The sequence below is a fragment of the Klebsiella sp. X13 genome (genome assembly GCF_003323835.1).
GTDB lineage: Bacteria > Pseudomonadota > Gammaproteobacteria > Enterobacterales > Enterobacteriaceae > Klebsiella > Klebsiella ornithinolytica.
In genome coordinates, this window is the sequence record NZ_CP030874.1 from 2185326 (window position 1) to 2202669 (window position 17344).

The following is a 17344-nucleotide window of genomic DNA, read 5'->3' on the forward strand; positions in this document are numbered from 1 at the left end:
TCTGAATTCATCGCACTCGATAGGCACAGGCCAGAAGGTACGGGCAATGTTAAAATTTATTTTTCGTCGCTGTCTGGAAGCGATTCCGACGCTATTTATTCTTATTACGATCTCTTTCTTCATGATGCGTCTTGCGCCGGGAAGTCCATTTACCGGTGAACGCACGCTGCCGCCAGAAGTGATGGCGAATATTGAAGCCAAATACCATTTAAACGACCCCATCATGACCCAGTACTTCAATTATCTGAAGCAGCTGGCGCACGGTGATTTCGGTCCCTCTTTTAAATATAAAGACTATTCGGTAAACGATCTGGTGGCGTCGAGCTTCCCGGTCTCCGCTAAATTAGGGCTGGCCGCCTTCCTGTTGGCGGTAGTTCTCGGCGTGACGGCAGGGGTTATTGCGGCCCTGAAGCAGAATACGAAATGGGATTATGCGGTCATGGGGGTGGCAATGACCGGCGTGGTGATACCCAGTTTCGTGGTTGCGCCGCTGCTGGTGATGATATTCGCCATCACGCTGCACTGGCTGCCCGGCGGCGGCTGGAACGGCGGGGCGCTGAAATTTATGATTCTGCCGATGGTGGCCTTATCGTTAGCCTATATCGCCAGTATCGCGCGTATTACCCGCGGTTCAATGATTGAGGTCCTGCATTCTAACTTTATCCGCACCGCGCGAGCCAAAGGGCTGCCGATGCGGCGCATCATTTTACGTCATGCGCTGAAACCCGCGCTGCTGCCGGTTCTTTCTTATATGGGGCCAGCATTCGTGGGGATCATCACCGGCTCAATGGTTATCGAAACGATCTACGGTCTTCCGGGTATCGGTCAGCTGTTTGTGAATGGCGCGCTTAACCGCGACTATTCGCTGGTGCTGAGCCTGACCATTCTGGTCGGTGCGCTGACTATTCTGTTTAACGCGATTGTTGACGTGCTGTACGCCGTTATCGATCCGAAGATTCGCTATTGAGGCTGGAGTTCGCCATGATGTTAAGTAAGAAAAGCAACGAGGCGTTGGAAAACTTCAGTGAAAAGCTGGAAGTCGAAGGACGTAGTTTATGGCAGGACGCCCGCCGTCGCTTTATGCATAACCGTGCCGCAGTTGCCAGCCTGATTGTGCTGGTGATTATCGCGCTGTTCGTGACTATTGCACCGATGGTTTCGCAGTTCTCCTACTTCGATACCGACTGGGGCATGATGTCCAGTGCGCCGGACATGACGTCCGGCCACTATTTTGGTACTGACTCTTCCGGCCGCGACCTGCTGGTGCGTGTCGCTATCGGCGGGCGTATCTCGCTGATGGTCGGGGTGGCTGCGGCGCTGGTGGCGGTGGTTCTTGGGACACTCTACGGTTCACTTTCCGGCTACCTGGGCGGCAAAGTCGACTCCGTGATGATGCGTCTGCTGGAGATCCTCAACTCCTTCCCGTTCATGTTCTTCGTTATCCTGCTCGTCACCTTCTTTGGCCAGAACATCCTGCTGATTTTCGTTGCCATCGGTATGGTCTCCTGGCTGGATATGGCGCGTATTGTTCGCGGCCAGACGCTGAGCCTGAAGCGCAAAGAGTTTATCGAAGCGGCGCAGGTCGGCGGCGTCTCAACATTCAGTATTGTGGTTCGGCATATCGTGCCTAACGTACTGGGCGTGGTGGTGGTGTACGCCTCTCTGCTGGTGCCGAGCATGATCCTGTTTGAATCCTTCTTAAGCTTCCTTGGCCTGGGGACTCAGGAACCCCTGAGCAGCTGGGGTGCACTGCTCAGCGATGGCGCGAACTCTATGGAAGTGTCGCCGTGGCTGCTGCTGTTTCCAGCGGGGTTCCTGGTGATTACGCTGTTCTGTTTTAACTTTATCGGCGATGGCCTGCGTGATGCCCTCGACCCGAAAGATCGCTAAGGAGCGCCGTCATGAGCACAATTGAAACGGCAAAAGCGCCGCAGGCACAGCAACAATCCGGCCTGCTGCTGGATGTCAAAGATCTCCGCGTCACGTTCAAAACGCCGGATGGCGATGTCACGGCGGTGAACGACCTCAATTTTAACCTGCGTGCCGGGGAAACGCTGGGTATCGTCGGCGAATCGGGTTCCGGTAAGTCGCAAACCGCGTTTGCTTTGATGGGCCTGTTGGCCTCCAACGGTCAGATTGGCGGGTCGGCTCTGTTTAACGGCCGCCAGATTCTCAATCTGCCGGAGCGCGATCTGAATAAGCTTCGCGCCGAACAAATTTCAATGATATTCCAGGACCCGATGACCTCCCTGAACCCGTATATGCGGGTGGGTGAACAGCTGATGGAAGTCCTGATGCTGCATAAAGGTCTGGGAAAAGCCGAAGCCTTTGAAGAGTCGGTGAAGATGCTGGATGCGGTTAAAATGCCGGAAGCGCGTAAGCGCATGAAAATGTATCCTCACGAATTCTCCGGCGGGATGCGCCAGCGCGTGATGATTGCGATGGCGCTGCTGTGCCGGCCTAAACTGCTGATTGCCGATGAGCCGACAACCGCACTGGATGTCACGGTTCAGGCGCAAATCATGACCCTGTTGAATGAGCTTAAGCGCGAGTTCAATACGGCGATCATTATGATTACCCACGATCTTGGGGTCGTCGCCGGGATCTGCGACAAAGTGCTGGTGATGTATGCCGGGCGAACCATGGAATACGGCATGGCGCGGGATGTCTTTTATCATCCTTCGCATCCGTACTCGATAGGCTTGCTGAACGCGGTTCCGCGTCTGGACGCCGAGGGCGAGTCGCTGTTGACCATCCCGGGTAATCCGCCAAACCTGCTGCGTCTGCCGAAAGGCTGCCCGTTCCAGCCGCGTTGCCCGCACGCGATGGAGATTTGTCATAGTGCTCCACCTCTGGAGGAGTTTGCACCGGGCCGCCTGCGCGCCTGCTTTCAACCGGTAGGGGATCTGCTATGAACGCCGTTACGGAACAAAGAAAAGTCCTGCTCGAAATTGCCGATCTGAAAGTCCACTTTGATATTAAAGATGGCAAGCAGTGGTTCTGGCAGCCGGCCAAAACGCTGAAAGCGGTGGATGGCGTCACGCTGCGTCTCTACGAGGGCGAAACGCTGGGCGTGGTCGGGGAATCCGGCTGCGGCAAATCGACTTTTGCCCGGGCGATTATTGGTCTGGTGAAGGCGACCGACGGCAAAGTCGCCTGGCTTGGCAAAGATCTGTTAGGCATGAAGCAGGAAGAGTGGCGCGATGTTCGCAGCGATATCCAGATGATTTTCCAGGATCCGCTGGCTTCGCTCAATCCGCGTATGACTATCGGCGAAATTATTGCCGAGCCACTGCGCACCTATCATCCAAAAATGTCGCGTCAGGAAGTGCGTGACCGCGTGAAAGCGATGATGATGAAAGTGGGTCTGCTGCCGAACCTGATTAACCGCTATCCGCACGAGTTTTCCGGCGGCCAGTGCCAGCGTATCGGTATCGCCCGTGCGCTGATCCTTGAGCCGAAGCTGATCATCTGCGATGAGCCGGTCTCGGCGCTGGACGTATCGATTCAGGCGCAGGTCGTTAACCTGCTGCAGCAGCTGCAGCGCGAAATGGGGCTGTCGCTGATCTTTATCGCTCACGATCTGGCGGTGGTGAAGCATATTTCCGATCGCGTTCTGGTGATGTATCTGGGCCATGCGGTGGAGCTGGGCACTTATGATGAGGTGTACCATAATCCGCTGCACCCCTATACCAAAGCGCTGATGTCCGCGGTGCCGATTCCAGACCCGGATCTGGAAAAGAACAAAACCATACAGCTGCTGGAAGGGGAGCTGCCGTCGCCGATTAACCCGCCGTCGGGGTGCGTTTTCCGTACGCGTTGTCCCATCGCCGGGCCAGAATGTGCGAAAACGCGGCCGGTGCTGGAGGGGAGTTTCCGACATGCGGTTTCCTGCCTGAAGGTAGACCCGTTATAATCTCTGGGGCTGACGTAGGTCAGCCCTTTTTTTTTGCGAGGTTAAACGTGGCTGTTCATTTTCACGCCGCTCGCCAGCGGCTGTATCATCTACTCTTCGATCAAACCCGTCGTTCCGGACGACGATTTGAAGGTCTGTGCGGTATTTTTGCGCTCTTGAGCGTGCTGGTGATTTTTATTGAGTCCGGTCTTGGCACGCAATATCACCTGACGTTTGATGAATGGCATGTTTTTGTCTGGCTGGAGCTGTTTGTCACCGCTGTTTTTACCCTCGAATATTTCCTGCGTATTATCAGCTGGCCGAAACCCCTCAGCTATATTTTCAGCTTTTGGGGGGTGATAGATTTAGCCACCATCCTGCCGCTCTATGTGATGTGGATGTGGCCGGAGATGGGGCTTAATTATGTCTTTGCGTGGCGGGCGATGCGGGCGATTCGCTGCCTGCGTATTCTTAAACTGCTGCGCTTTATGCCGTCATTGAATATTTTCTGGGCGGCTATCGTCAGCGCCCGCCATCAGCTGATCCTCTTTTATTCCTTTATTGCCATCGTGATGGTTATCTTTGGATCGCTGATGTACCTGATTGAAGGGCCGCAATATGGGTTTACCACCTTAAATGCGTCGGTCTACTGGGCGATTGTGACCATTACGACGGTCGGGTATGGCGATATTACGCCGCATACGCCGATCGGCAGAATTCTGGCCTCGGTTCTGATCTTAATCGGTTATTCCATTATCGCCATTCCGACCGGACTTATCACCACGCATATGACCAGCGCATTACAACATCGCCGCGCGCGCGCGTGTCCAAACTGTCAGCACGCCGCTCATGATAAAAATGCGCGTTTTTGCAACGCCTGCGGCAGTGAATTAGCGGAATAGTCAGGAAACAAAAATAAAACGGCAGGCGGTGTGGTGACCGTCTGCCGTTTTTTTGTGGTTCAGTATGGGGGACGCTTATTCACGCCACAGAATATGGCACAGCTTATGGTCTTTTTCGCGGCACAGCAGAATGCGCGCAAAGATATCGTTAATTTCGCCGCCATCGGTATCGGCAAGACCAATCACGACTTCGGCGAAAAAGTCCGGGTTGAGGTCATAATCGACATGCTCTTCCCAGTCCGGCGCAGGGTCAAACAGCTCGGCGCCGCCGCGTTCTTCAAACTGCAGGTTAAACAGAATGACATCCGCCGGATCGAGGTTGTCGACAGCCAGCTCCAGGAAGATGTCATAAGCTTGTTCAAGCGTTTCGTCTTCGGTCAGGCGATTGTTTAAATCCATATCCATGATTGCTACCCGTTAAACATCTGATTGGCACGTTTTACAGCAACGGACTGAAGAAGTAAAACAGTCGCTCGGTGATCCGCTGCCAGAGCGGTCGTTTTAACCACAACCGGGCGTCCAGCAGGCGCGAACGGGAAATATAATCGTCCTGAACGGCCGCCAGATCGCCGCCGAATCCGACGTCGTCAATGACCAGCGTGATTTCGAAATTCAGCCACAGGCTGCGCATATCGAGATTCACGGTACCGACCAGGCTGAGCTCGCCGTCGACCAGTACGCTTTTGGTATGCAGCAGGCCGCCTTCAAACTGATAAATTTTAACCCCGGCCGCCAGCAGCTCGGTAAAGAAGGCCCGACTGGCCCAGCCAACCAGCAGCGAATCATTCTTGCGCGGCAGGATAATGCTGACGTCGACCCCGCGTTGCGCCGCGGTGCAGATCGCATGCAGCAGATCGTCGCTGGGCACGAAGTACGGGGTGGTCATGATCAGATGTTCTTTGGCGGAATAGGCGGCGGTGAGGAGCGCCTGATGAATCAGATCTTCCGGGAATCCGGGGCCAGAGGCAATGGTATGAATCGTGTGTCCGCTGGCTTCTTCAAAGGGCATAATATTGAGGTCCGGCGGCGGCGGTAAAATACGTTTGCCGGTTTCAATCTCCCAGTCGCAGGAGTAGACGATGCCCATCGCCGTGGCGACCGGGCCTTCCATACGCGCCATCAGATCAATCCACTGCCCGACGCCGGAATCCTGTTTAAAGAAGCGCGGGTCGACCATGTTCATACTGCCGGTATAGGCAATATAGTTATCAATCATCACCATTTTGCGGTGCTGGCGCAGATCCATGCGGCGCAGAAAAACACGCATCAGGTTGACCTTCAGCGCTTCGACCACCTCGATGCCGGCGTTCCGCATCATGGCTGCCCACGGGCTGCGGAAAAAGGCGACGCTGCCGGCGGAATCGAGCATCAGGCGGCAGTGAACGCCGCGTCGCGCCGCCGCCATTAAGGATTCCGCGACCTTATCGGCCATGCCGCCCGGTTGCCAGATGTAAAACACCATCTCAATATTGTGCCGCGCCAGCTGGATATCGCGCATCAGCGCCTGCATCACGTCATCAGACTCGGTCAGCAGCTGAAGCTGATTGCCCTTAACGCCGGCGATCCCCTGACGCCGTTCGCAGAGCTTAAACAGCGACTCGGCAACCGGGCTGTTATCCTCGGCAAAAATATGTTTGCAGGCTTTGAGATCGTTAAGCCATTTGGCGGTGGAGGGCCACATCGCCCGGGCCCGTTCCGCACGACGTTTACCCAGATGCAGCTCGCCAAATGAGAGATAGGCGATAATCCCCACTAGCGGAAGAATATAGATAATCAGCAACCACGCCATTGCTGAAGGTACGGCGCGCCGTTTCATCAGAATGCGTAATGTTACACCGGCGATGAGTAACCAGTAACCGAGGATGACCAGCCAGTTCACCACCGTGTAAAAGGTTGTCATAGATGAAAAATCCTTTTGAATAACTCTATGTCATGAGTTTACGCATCAACATCCATCTGGCAAATAAAAACGCAGCGAAAGCGTTGGTCAGCCGGATTCATGGGTTTATAATGTGGTCTGTTTTTCACTTGTAGAGTAGTAGCAATGAAGCGTAGTAGAACGGAAGTAGGGCGCTGGCGCATGCTAAGACAGGTGAGTCGCCGCAAGTCCCGCTGGCTGGAAGCCCAATCGCGCCGCAACATGCGCATCCTCTCCATCAGGAAGGAACTGGTGAAACGACAACGTGGTTCCCTGCTGTTTGTCTTCACTGAGTACTGATATAAAAGGCACCGTTTACGGTGCCTCTGTTATTTTAGCGTCGGACGGTCTCAGAATACTTTCTTATAAGGCTTCACGGAGACGTTCTGGTACACGCCAGCCGCGATGTAAGGGTCATCATTTGCCCATGCTTTGGCGACTTCCAGCGATTCGAACTCCGCAATGACCGTTGAGCCAGTAAACCCGGCGGCGCCAGGCTCATTACTGTCGACGGCAGGCATTGGCCCGGCGGTCAACAGACGACCTTCATCTTGTAATAGCTGCAAACGTGCCAGGTGGGCGGGACGTACCGACAAGCGCTTTTCCAGAGAATCGGCAATGTCTTCAGCGTAGATAACGTAAAGCACGGCAAGGCTCCTTATCAATAAACAGGCGAATCACGTTAAGTGAATCCGCCGTTGACTGCAATGTAAAGATGCGTACCGACTTAAAATGCCATGCTTCAGACGTTTTTTCCCACAAAACGGGGCAAATTTTGATGCAAGATAACAAGGCTTATTGAATATGATTGCTATTTGCATTTAAAATCGGGGCATCATTTTTCAACAGAAACGACTATGAGCGCAATGACCCTTGATTTACCTCGCCGCTTCCCGTGGCCGACGCTGCTGTCCGTGGCTATCCACGGTGCCGTTGTGGCGGGGTTGCTTTATACCTCGGTACATCAGGTTATTGAACGGCCCTCTCCCTCGCAACCGATCGAAATTACGATGGTTGCGCCGGCAGATCTCGAACCGCCTCAGGCGGCACAGCCGGTAGCGGAACCCGTTGTTGAACCGGAGCCTGAACCGGAAGTGGTGCCGGAGCCGGAGCCACCAAAAGAAGCGCCGGTGGTGATTCACAAGCCCGAACCCAAACCGAAGCCTAAGCCTAAACCGAAGCCGGAGAAGAAGGTTGAGCAACCGAAGCGGGATGTGAAACCGGCGGAAACGCGCGTGGCTTCACCGTTCGAAACGACCAATACGGCGCCAGCACGTACGCAGCCGAACTCCGCACCGGCAACGGCAAAACCGACCCTGACCGCGCCGAGCGGCCCGCGGGCGATAAGCCGCAACCAGCCGGCGTATCCGACACGTGCCCAGGCGCTGCGTATCGAAGGTTCTGTACGCGTCAAGTTTGATGTCACGCCGGATGGGCGAGTGGATAACGTCGAGATTCTCTCCGCGCAGCCCGCCAATATGTTTGAACGCGATGTAAAAAATGCGCTGCGCAAATGGCGCTACGAAGCGGGCAAGCCGGGAACTGGCGTCACCATGACGATCAAATTCCGTCTGAAAGGCGTAGAGATTAGCTAACCGTGTTGTCATCAGGCCCCTTATGGGGCCTTTTCCATTAAGACCGCATCCAGCGCTTTCTGCGCCGTCACCAGATGCTGCCCGCCGAACAAGATCGCCCGGTTTAACAACGTGTAGAGCTGATAAACCGGCTGACGATCAAGGAAACCAGAGGGCAGCGGCGATATCGACTGGTAGCCATCGTAGATCTGCGGCGGCTGTTCAGGGTGCAGCGGCAGCATCGCCAGATCGCACTCTCGGTCTCCCCAGTAACAGGCGGGATCGAAGATATAGGGGCCGTTCGGGCCTAGCGCGCAGTTCCCCGACCACAAATCACCATGCAGCAATGACGGTTGAGGCTGGTGATTGCTCAGGCGCTGCTGCACATTATCGACGATGCTGTCGATATCGCCGAAGCTGAGCCCTTTTTCGGCAGCCAGCTCCAGCTGCCAGCCGATACGCTGTTCGGCAAAGAAAGTCGACCAGCGGCGCTGCCAGGCGTTGGGCTGCGGCGTGGTGGAAAGGTCGTTATCAAAATCCAGACCAAACTGCGGCTGATCGCTCCACTGATGCAGATGTGCAATATGCTGACCGAGTAAGAAGGCGTTGTGCGCGTCCAGCGGGCGAGGGGGCAGATATTCCATTACCAGGAAACTGTAGTCGCGATCGCTGCCAACCGCATAAACCTGCGGAACGCTAACGGTTTTACTCCGTGACAGCAGCTCAAGCTGGTCTGCTTCAGCGGTAAAGATAGGCAGAAGTTCACGCTCATCACATTTAACAAAGTAGTCCCGACCGCCGAAACGTAAATGCCAGGCCGCATGAATTTCACCGCCGGGCAGTTCGTTGCGGAGTTCGATTTCAGCTGCTTCGGAATGCCAGTCGCTTAACAACGTGCTGATAGCTTGCCACATGCTGTCTCTCCCCTTGTTTTCCACCATTTCATAAGGTTAGCCCATAACCCCGGTGTAAAATTCGAACTGACGCACAACTGGCGCGCTCCGTTGCACGAATCGCACTTATTGAGCTTTCAACCACTCAGCAAATGTGGTGACGGTAACGTCGACGGGGCGACCCAGCGCCGTTTCCGCCAATCCGGCGCTAAGCGCTTTGACCTCGTCGGCGCTTTGCGCGGAAATCAGGCCAAAGGTATTGGTACCCAGTTCATGGACCTTGCCGTTTTCATCATTCAGCACAAGAGTAAATCCTGCGCGGGTGAGATGATTACTTAGCTCGTTAATTTCGGTCAGCGTCTCTTCCTGAAAGTTAACCGTGACGACGCGGGTAACAATTTCTGTGCTCATTTTTCACCCTGTTGTAATCCATGGAATTTTCAGCATAGACCATGATGATGATTTGGCGACTCCCTCTGCGCCAGCAGAGGGAAGGAGAACTAGCGACCACACAGGTAAGTGTAGATTTTGTGCGTGTTTTCCAACGAGCACAGACGGGTACCCTGGTTAATGGTGGCGGCGCTACCGGCGGCGACGCCGAAGCGGACCATATCCTCCAGACTGGCATCTTCCGCCAGGCGCAGGGTCATTGCGCCGACCATGCTGTCGCCGGCGCCAACGGTACTTTGGCTTTTCATCGGCGGCGGCACGACCTGTACACTGCCGCTGGCATCAACGCCCAGCGCACCCTGCGGGCCGAGTGAGACCACAACCCGGCGGACCTTACCCGAACGAATCAGCTCCTCCGCCGCGCGTCGAACGTCATCCGGCTGGCTCAGATCGCGCCCCACCAGAGCACTCAACTCTTTTTGGTTAGGCTTGACGAGCTCAATATTCCCGACATCAAGAGCGGCGGCCAGCGCCTCGCCCGAACTATCAATGATGCAGCGAAGTCCGTGACGCTGTGCGCTTTTGACTAACTGAGTCAGGTTGTCAACGCCGATGCCAGGCGGCAGGCTGCCGCTTACGACCAGCAGTGAGCCGGTCTCGATCGCCAGAACCTTTTCTTCGAGGCGACGGAACTCCTCTTCCGTTAAGGCGGCACCAGGCATCACGAAGCGATATTGTTCGCCGCTGGCGCCTACGTGGACATGCAGATTTTGTCGCGTCCAGTCTTGCGCCTCGACAGGCTCAACCGGGACCTGTTCTGCGGTGAGCAGCGCCGTAAGATGTTCGCCGGTGGCGCCACCGGCCGGGTAAATGGCCGTTGCTTCACCACCGAGAAAGGTGATGGCACGTGCGACGTTGATACCGCCGCCGCCGGGTTCGAAAATCGGTGCGCTGCAGCGGAGTTTTCCTTCGGGGTACATTTGCGGGGTCAGCGTTGCGCTATCGAGTGAGGGAGCCAGCGTTAGCGTATAGATTTTGGTCATCTAATTTCCTCCATGATACGGGTTAAGCTGTTCTGTTTTTAAGCATGGCACTTCTTAGCGGGAAGGGGAAGCCATTGCCGGTCGCGATTTGTAAAGCGCTTTTTATTTTTATCTTTATGAAATAAAGATTGTTCTAAGAGCTGTCTTATTCAAAAAATGAAATAGTAATTGATTGCTATGTTAATCGTGCTTTTTTATAATTCTTTGCCTTTCATTGGACCTGCAAGATACAAAAATCATTCAAGATGCGTCGAGGCGGCGAGGGAAGCCATCCCACGAAAGCACAGTTCATGCTGTGTGGGGGATGTCTTAGTGACGCCAACAAAGAAGTAGCCTGAAGGATGACGCGTATAGCGATCCTTGCGAAAGTTTCCGGGACCAGCTGGGTCTCTCTTTTTGTTGTACGGACTCTAAATTAAATGAAGCTTTTGAAGACAGTACCCGCAGCGGCATTGCTGGCGGGGGGGCTCTTTGCGTCTGCGCACGCATTGGCCGATGATTCCGTTTTTACTGTTATGGATGACCCTTCCACTGCCAAAAAACCTTTCGAAGGTGCGGTTAACGCCGGTTATCTGGCGCAGTCCGGAAATACGAAAAGTTCTTCAATGACCGCGGATTCTACGTTGACCTGGTACGGCGATACGACGGCATGGTCGCTGTGGGGTAATGCCAGCAACACGTCATCCAACGATCAGCGCTCCTCCGAAAAATACGCGGTTGGTGGCCGTAGTCGCTACAACCTGACCGACAGCAACTACGTGTTTGGCCAGGCCAGCTGGTTGACCGATCGCTATAATGGCTATCAACAACGCGACGTTTTAACCGCGGGTTATGGTCGTCAGATCCTGAACGGTCCGGTTCACAGCCTGCGCTTTGAATTTGGTCCGGGCGTGCGCTATGACGAGTATACCGATGGCGATAATGATACTCAGCCGCTGGGCTATGCTTCCGGTACCTGGGCCTGGCAGATGACCGATAACACCAAGTTCACCCAGGGGGTGTCGGTGTTCGGTGCCCAGGACACTACGCTGAACTCGGAAAGTGCGTTGAATGTCGCCATCAATGCGCATTTTGCACTGCGGGTTGCCTACAACCTGACCTGGAACTCCGAGCCGCCGTCATCGGCGCCGAATCATACCGATCGCCGCACGACGCTGTCTCTGGGTTATAAGATGTAATGTATTTCAGGCCGGGAAACCGGCCTGATTGTTTTAAAATTAGCAACCATCGGCATTATTATTTTTGGTCATTCGTTTTATTTTTTATAAAAAGAAAATAACTCCACAATTTCCTCATAATTCATTTTTTCCTGACAACTCTGTAGATAATTTGACACAAATAGCTAAATATTTAGTCGGACAAAAGTGTGATCGGGATCTATACTGTTGACTATCGACGAAGATGAGATCTTTGCCGGACAACCTTCAGTAAATAAGAGAATCACCATCATGAAAAATAGCAAAATCGCAACTGCGGCTGTGATGCTGTGCACCCTGTCTTTTGGCGTATTCGCCGCGAACCCGGTCCCGCAGCCAGGCAACACCGACCATACGCAGGTTGGTATTGCGAAAGCGACCGATGTTGAAGCCGGATCGAATATTGCTCCCGGTTCACAATCAACCGGTCACTCTATGGATGATGCATTTAATGTCCATACTCTTGTTGCCGGCGAGTGGTCCTGATTTTCATCTGTAGATAATATGATGACGTTTCAGGGAATATAAAGCCGGGTAGAGATGTACCGGTTTATTTCCTGAATGGTGGTCAACACTGATTCTTCCACTTTGCTATTTCTTGCCATTACCTATTGTGGCACGAGCTGTTTTTCTTTTTTCGTCCGCCGTCCCGCCACGTTGTTCCTGTGGCTGAATATCCAGCATATGATTCTGTCCCCCTTGTTTTATCCATAACCGCCACCATTTATCTTGTTCTGACTTTTAACACGCACTAATGATGTGTAAACTAAGGGTCGGTGTTATCAGCAGGCGGCTGCAGGTGGGAACGACTCGGTAAACGATCGTCCTCATATTTCGCAGAGTGAAGCGGGAACTGAGCTATAACTTGTTGATAATTATTATTATATTGTTTTGTATGTGCTCTTTCGTGTGGGGCACCACTGCAAATAAGGACATAAAATGCCTGTAATTACGCTTCCTGATGGCAGCCAACGCCATTTTGACCACGCCGTTAGCCCGCTGGATGTTGCTCTGGATATCGGTCCAGGCCTGGCGAAAGCCACGATCGCGGGACGAGTGAATGGTGAGCTGGTCGATGCCAGCGACCTCATCGAAAACGATGCAACCCTCTCCATCATTACTGCAAAAGATGAAGACGGCCTGGAAATCATTCGTCACTCCTGCGCGCATCTGCTCGGTCATGCGATTAAGCAGCTGTGGCCAAACACCAAGATGGCTATCGGCCCGGTTATCGATAACGGCTTCTATTATGACGTCGACCTCGATCATACGCTGACCCAGGAAGATATCGACGCGCTCGAAAAACGTATGCATGAGCTCGCCGAGAAGAATTATGACGTCATCAAGAAGAAAGTCAGCTGGCACGAAGCGCGTGAAACCTTTGTGAAGCGTGGCGAGACTTATAAAGTTTCCATTCTTGATGAAAATATCGCCCATGATGACAAGCCTGGCTTGTATCATCATGAAGAGTACGTCGACATGTGCCGTGGACCGCACGTGCCGAATATGCGTTTTTGTCATCACTTTAAACTGATGAAAACCGCAGGCGCGTACTGGCGCGGCGACAGCAACAACAAGATGTTGCAGCGTATTTACGGTACCGCATGGGCAGATAAAAAAGCGCTTAACGCGCATCTGCTGCGTCTGGAAGAAGCGTCCAAGCGTGATCACCGCAAGATTGGCAAGCAGCTCGACCTGTATCATATGCAGGAAGAGGCGCCGGGTATGGTCTTCTGGCATAACGACGGCTGGACAATCTTCCGCGAGCTGGAAGTGTTCGTTCGCTCCAAGCTGAAAGAGTACCAGTACCAGGAAGTAAAAGGTCCGTTCATGATGGACCGCGTGCTGTGGGAAAAAACCGGGCACTGGGACAACTACAAAGATGCGATGTTCACCACCTCTTCTGAGAACCGTGAATACTGCATCAAGCCGATGAACTGTCCGGGTCACGTGCAGATCTTTAATCAGGGTCTGAAATCGTACCGCGATCTGCCGCTGCGTATGGCGGAGTTCGGTAGCTGCCATCGTAACGAGCCTTCGGGCGCGCTGCATGGTCTGATGCGCGTACGTGGCTTTACTCAGGATGATGCGCACATCTTCTGTACAGAAGAGCAGGTCCGTGAGGAAGTGAACGCCTGTATTCGTATGGTCTACGATATGTACAGCACCTTTGGCTTCGAGAAAATCGTCGTCAAACTCTCAACTCGTCCGGAAAAACGTATCGGAAGCGACGAGACCTGGGATCGTGCTGAGGCGGATCTGGCGGTCGCGCTGGAAGAAAACAATATCCCGTTTGAATATCAACTGGGTGAAGGCGCGTTCTACGGTCCGAAAATTGAATTTACTCTGTATGACTGCCTCGATCGTGCATGGCAGTGCGGAACGGTACAGCTGGACTTCTCTCTGCCGCAGCGTTTAAGCGCTTCTTATGTGGGCGAAAATAACGAGCGTCAGGTACCGGTAATGATTCACCGCGCAATTCTGGGGTCTATGGAGCGCTTCATTGGCATCCTGACCGAAGAGTTTGCCGGCTTCTTCCCAACCTGGCTTGCGCCGGTGCAGGTCGTGGTGATGAATATTACCGATTCTCAGTCTGAATACGTTAACGAATTGACTCGTAAACTACAAAATGCGGGCATTCGGGTAAAAGCGGACTTGAGAAATGAGAAGATTGGCTTTAAAATCCGCGAGCACACTTTACGTCGTGTCCCGTATATGTTGGTCTGTGGCGACAAAGAAGTCGAAGCCGGCAAAGTGGCCGTGCGTACCCGTCGTGGTAAAGACCTCGGCAGCATGGACGTAAATGAAGTGATCGAAAAGCTGCAACAAGAGATTCGCAGCCGCAGTCTTCAACAACTGGAGGAATAAGGTATTAAAGGCGGAAAACGAGTTCAAACGGCGCGTCCGAATCGTATTAATGGCGAAATTCGCGCGCAAGAAGTTCGCTTAACAGGTCTGGAAGGCGAGCAGCTTGGTATTGTGAGTCTGAGAGAAGCTCTGGAAAAAGCTGAAGAAGCCGGAGTAGACTTAGTCGAAATCAGCCCTAACGCCGAGCCGCCGGTTTGTCGTATTATGGATTACGGCAAATTCCTCTATGAAAAGAGCAAGTCTTCTAAGGAACAGAAGAAAAAGCAAAAAGTTATCCAGGTTAAGGAAATCAAATTCCGTCCTGGCACCGATGATGGCGACTACCAGGTAAAACTCCGCAGCCTGGTTCGCTTTCTGGAAGAGGGTGATAAAGCTAAGATCACGCTGCGTTTCCGCGGTCGTGAGATGGCTCACCAGCAGATCGGTATGGAAGTGCTTAACCGCGTCCGTGACGATCTGAGTGAACTGGCAGTGGTCGAATCCTTCCCGTCGAAGATCGAAGGCCGCCAGATGATCATGGTGCTCGCTCCTAAGAAGAAACAGTAAGGCCTTCAAGTAGCAACTCCTGTGGAGCCCTCAGGCTTCGCAGGCGTTGTTCGCCTATGTTTCGTTTATTAACAATGCGAAGTGGAAGTTATTAAAATGCCAAAAATTAAGACCGTACGCGGTGCTGCTAAGCGCTTCAAAAAAACCGGTAAAGGTGGTTTTAAGCACAAGCACGCTAACCTGCGTCACATTCTGACTAAAAAAGCTACCAAGCGTAAACGTCACCTGCGTCCGAAAGCCATGGTTTCCAAAGGCGATCTGGGCCTGGTAATTGCGTGCCTGCCGTACGCATAAGTCGTTAACCCTTTTAAACTTTTTAATTAGAATAGATACAGGAGAGCACATATGGCTCGCGTAAAACGTGGTGTAGTTGCCCGTGCACGTCACAAGAAAATTTTGAAACAAGCTAAAGGCTACTACGGTGCGCGTTCTCGCGTATACCGCGTTGCCTTCCAGGCTGTTATCAAAGCTGGTCAGTACGCTTATCGTGACCGTCGTCAGAAAAAGCGTCAGTTCCGTCAACTGTGGATTGCGCGTATCAACGCAGCAGCACGTCAGAACGGTATTTCTTACAGCAAATTCATCAACGGCCTGAAAAAAGCCTCTGTTGAAATCGACCGTAAGATCCTGGCTGACATCGCCGTATTCGACAAATTAGCGTTCACCGCGCTGGTCGAAAAAGCGAAAGCAGCTCTGGCATAAGCCAGTTGAAAGAGGGAGCTTGTCTCCCTCTTTTCGTTTCAACACCATCAATACATTGACTTTTATTGCCGTAAGCTTTTCAATACAGGTCTTACGTTTCGTACCAGACAAGGTAATGCAAGCATGAATGCTGCTATTTTCCGCTTCTTTTTTTACTTTAGCACCTGAACTCAGGAGGCTAGCGCGTGAAAGAAGAAACGGAAAACAGCGCCAGAAAGCCTCCCACTGTGGAGGCTTTTTTCGTATATGAACGTGTTCATTCTATTTCAAGCTGCAGGTGCGCGGGCTGAGTGCGCATCCGGCGACAGCGATTTTTCTGTGCTAAGTGCCATGCGGCCCGACGCCGCCTGTGACTCGAAATAGTCAGAATAAAATAATGATCATAACCGGTGTCTGCACCGACATAATGAGGAAAACCATGTCACATCTCGCAGAGCTGGTTGCCAGTGCGAAGGCAGCCATTAATGAGGCATCAGATGTTGCCGCGCTGGACAACGTCCGCGTGGAATACCTGGGGAAGAAAGGGCATCTGACCCTTCAGATGACAACCCTGCGTGAACTGCCGCCAGAAGAGCGTCCGGCGGCTGGTGCGGTCATCAACGAAGCGAAAGAGCAGGTTCAGCAGGCGCTTAACGCGCGTAAAGCGGATCTGGAAGGCGCAGCGCTGAATGCGCGTCTGGCCGCAGAGACTATCGATGTCTCTCTGCCCGGTCGTCGGATCGAGAACGGCGGGCTGCATCCGGTGACACGCACCATCGACCGTATCGAGCACTTCTTCGGTGAGCTTGGCTTCACCGTCGCGACCGGTCCGGAAATCGAAGATGACTACCACAACTTTGATGCGTTGAACATTCCGGGCCACCACCCGGCCCGTGCCGATCACGATACCTTCTGGTTTGATGCGACGCGTCTGCTGCGTACCCAAACCTCCGGCGTGCAAATTCGTACTATGGAAAACCAGCAGCCGCCGATCCGCATTATTGCGCCGGGCCGCGTTTACCGTAACGACTACGACCAGACCCATACGCCGATGTTCCACCAGATGGAAGGTCTGATTGTTGATACCAATATCAACTTCACCAACCTGAAAGGGACGCTGCATGACTTCCTGAATAACTTCTTCGAGGAAGACCTGCAGATTCGTTTCCGTCCGTCCTACTTCCCGTTTACCGAACCTTCCGCGGAAGTTGACGTTATGGGTAAAAACGGCAAGTGGCTGGAGGTCCTCGGCTGCGGAATGGTGCATCCGAACGTTCTGCGCAATGTTGGCATCGATCCGGAAATCTATTCCGGCTTCGCCTTCGGCATGGGGATGGAGCGTCTGACGATGCTGCGCTACGGCGTGACCGATTTACGCGCGTTCTTCGAAAACGATTTGCGTTTCCTCAAACAGTTTAAATAAGGGCAGGACAGAATA

General features: G+C 53.3%; 21 protein-coding genes and 1 other annotated feature. Of the genes, 15 read left to right on the forward strand and 6 right to left on the reverse strand.

The window, feature by feature from the left end; translation table 11 throughout:
• Positions 1–46 precede the first annotated feature (46 nt).
• From oppB to DSD31_RS10415, 5 genes are read left to right on the forward strand one after another with little or no spacing between them, the layout of a single operon-like run.
• Positions 47–967, forward strand: coding sequence for an oligopeptide ABC transporter permease OppB (gene oppB, locus DSD31_RS10395; protein WP_004863406.1), 921 nt, complete (start codon positions 47–49; stop codon positions 965–967).
• Positions 968–981: 14 nt separating this feature from the next.
• Complete coding sequence (oppC, locus tag DSD31_RS10400; protein WP_015584100.1) at positions 982–1890, forward strand: oligopeptide ABC transporter permease OppC; 909 nt, start codon at positions 982–984, stop codon at positions 1888–1890.
• A gap of 11 nt (positions 1891–1901) precedes the next feature.
• Positions 1902–2915 (forward strand): ABC transporter ATP-binding protein, encoded by a 1014-nt coding sequence (gene oppD, locus DSD31_RS10405; protein ID WP_004863400.1) that lies wholly within the window; start codon positions 1902–1904, stop codon positions 2913–2915.
• Positions 2912–3916 carry a murein tripeptide/oligopeptide ABC transporter ATP-binding protein OppF gene (oppF, locus tag DSD31_RS10410; RefSeq protein WP_004863396.1) on the forward strand — a complete coding sequence of 335 codons (1005 nt, stop codon included), beginning with the start codon at positions 2912–2914 and terminating at the stop codon, positions 3914–3916. The genes oppD and oppF overlap by 4 nt, the downstream gene beginning before the upstream one ends.
• Before the next feature lie 47 nt (positions 3917–3963).
• Complete coding sequence (locus DSD31_RS10415; RefSeq protein ID WP_004863394.1) at positions 3964–4797, forward strand: ion transporter; 834 nt, start codon at positions 3964–3966, stop codon at positions 4795–4797.
• Positions 4798–4872: 75 nt separating this feature from the next.
• Here the strand turns inward: DSD31_RS10415 and DSD31_RS10420 are convergent, their stop codons facing one another.
• Together DSD31_RS10420 and cls are read right to left on the reverse strand one after the other, a co-directional pair.
• Positions 4873–5202: an HI1450 family dsDNA-mimic protein gene (locus tag DSD31_RS10420; protein ID WP_004863389.1), complete on the reverse strand. Its 330-nt coding sequence runs from the start codon at positions 5200–5202 to the stop codon at positions 4873–4875.
• A gap of 34 nt (positions 5203–5236) precedes the next feature.
• Positions 5237–6697: a cardiolipin synthase gene (gene cls / locus DSD31_RS10425; RefSeq protein ID WP_004863387.1), complete on the reverse strand. Its 1461-nt coding sequence runs from the start codon at positions 6695–6697 to the stop codon at positions 5237–5239.
• Positions 6698–6841: 144 nt separating this feature from the next.
• Between cls and DSD31_RS26160 the strand changes: the two genes are divergently transcribed.
• Positions 6842–7015 (forward strand): YciY family protein, encoded by a 174-nt coding sequence (locus DSD31_RS26160; RefSeq protein WP_004863385.1) that lies wholly within the window; start codon positions 6842–6844, stop codon positions 7013–7015.
• A gap of 50 nt (positions 7016–7065) precedes the next feature.
• Here DSD31_RS26160 and DSD31_RS10430 read toward each other — a convergent pair whose 3' ends face one another.
• Complete coding sequence (locus DSD31_RS10430) at positions 7066–7362, reverse strand: YciI family protein (RefSeq protein WP_004863379.1); 297 nt, start codon at positions 7360–7362, stop codon at positions 7066–7068.
• A gap of 210 nt (positions 7363–7572) precedes the next feature.
• Between DSD31_RS10430 and tonB the strand changes: the two genes are divergently transcribed.
• The gene (gene tonB, locus DSD31_RS10435; RefSeq protein WP_113991029.1) at positions 7573–8310 is read left to right on the forward strand and encodes a TonB system transport protein TonB; all 738 of its coding nucleotides are present in this window, start codon (positions 7573–7575) and stop codon (positions 8308–8310) included.
• Positions 8311–8330: 20 nt separating this feature from the next.
• Here tonB and DSD31_RS10440 read toward each other — a convergent pair whose 3' ends face one another.
• The 3 genes from DSD31_RS10440 to pfkB form a co-directional block, all read right to left on the reverse strand.
• Positions 8331–9203 (reverse strand): fructosamine kinase family protein, encoded by an 873-nt coding sequence (locus DSD31_RS10440; RefSeq protein WP_004863375.1) that lies wholly within the window; start codon positions 9201–9203, stop codon positions 8331–8333.
• Positions 9204–9308: 105 nt separating this feature from the next.
• On the reverse strand, positions 9309–9593 hold the full coding sequence (gene ghoS, locus DSD31_RS10445; protein ID WP_004863372.1) for a type V toxin-antitoxin system endoribonuclease antitoxin GhoS: 285 nt from the start codon (positions 9591–9593) through the stop codon (positions 9309–9311).
• An 89-nt stretch (positions 9594–9682) separates the two neighbouring features.
• Entirely contained in the window at positions 9683–10615 is a 933-nt protein-coding gene (gene pfkB / locus DSD31_RS10450) for a 6-phosphofructokinase II (protein WP_004863368.1), read from the reverse strand.
• Between the two features lie 419 nt (positions 10616–11034).
• Between pfkB and DSD31_RS10455 the strand changes: the two genes are divergently transcribed.
• The 8 genes from DSD31_RS10455 (at position 11035) to pheS (ending at position 17329) form a co-directional block, all read left to right on the forward strand.
• Positions 11035–11793, forward strand: a complete 759-nt coding sequence (locus DSD31_RS10455; RefSeq protein WP_004863367.1) for a DUF481 domain-containing protein — start codon at positions 11035–11037, stop codon at positions 11791–11793.
• Between the two features lie 270 nt (positions 11794–12063).
• Entirely contained in the window at positions 12064–12297 is a 234-nt protein-coding gene (locus DSD31_RS10460) for a YdgH/BhsA/McbA family protein (protein ID WP_004863364.1), read from the forward strand.
• A 453-nt stretch (positions 12298–12750) separates the two neighbouring features.
• On the forward strand, positions 12751–14679 hold the full coding sequence (gene thrS, locus DSD31_RS10465) for a threonine--tRNA ligase (RefSeq protein WP_015584103.1): 1929 nt from the start codon (positions 12751–12753) through the stop codon (positions 14677–14679).
• A 3-nt stretch (positions 14680–14682) separates the two neighbouring features.
• Positions 14683–15225, forward strand: a complete 543-nt coding sequence (gene infC / locus DSD31_RS10470; protein ID WP_049267827.1) for a translation initiation factor IF-3 — start codon at positions 14683–14685, stop codon at positions 15223–15225.
• A 96-nt stretch (positions 15226–15321) separates the two neighbouring features.
• The gene (rpmI, locus tag DSD31_RS10475; RefSeq protein ID WP_001124225.1) at positions 15322–15519 is read left to right on the forward strand and encodes a 50S ribosomal protein L35; all 198 of its coding nucleotides are present in this window, start codon (positions 15322–15324) and stop codon (positions 15517–15519) included.
• A 51-nt stretch (positions 15520–15570) separates the two neighbouring features.
• On the forward strand, positions 15571–15927 hold the full coding sequence (gene rplT / locus DSD31_RS10480; RefSeq protein WP_004102963.1) for a 50S ribosomal protein L20: 357 nt from the start codon (positions 15571–15573) through the stop codon (positions 15925–15927).
• 118 nt (positions 15928–16045) lie between these two features.
• Positions 16046–16171, forward strand: a sequence feature (Phe leader region).
• Positions 16051–16095: a pheST operon leader peptide PheM gene (gene pheM, locus DSD31_RS26165; RefSeq protein ID WP_001386830.1), complete on the forward strand. Its 45-nt coding sequence runs from the start codon at positions 16051–16053 to the stop codon at positions 16093–16095. Its footprint overlaps the feature before it by 45 nt.
• 174 nt (positions 16172–16345) lie before the next feature.
• A complete protein-coding gene (pheS, locus tag DSD31_RS10485; RefSeq protein WP_004863355.1) occupies positions 16346–17329 on the forward strand; it encodes a phenylalanine--tRNA ligase subunit alpha in 984 nt (327 codons plus the stop codon).
• Positions 17330–17344 lie beyond the last annotated feature (15 nt).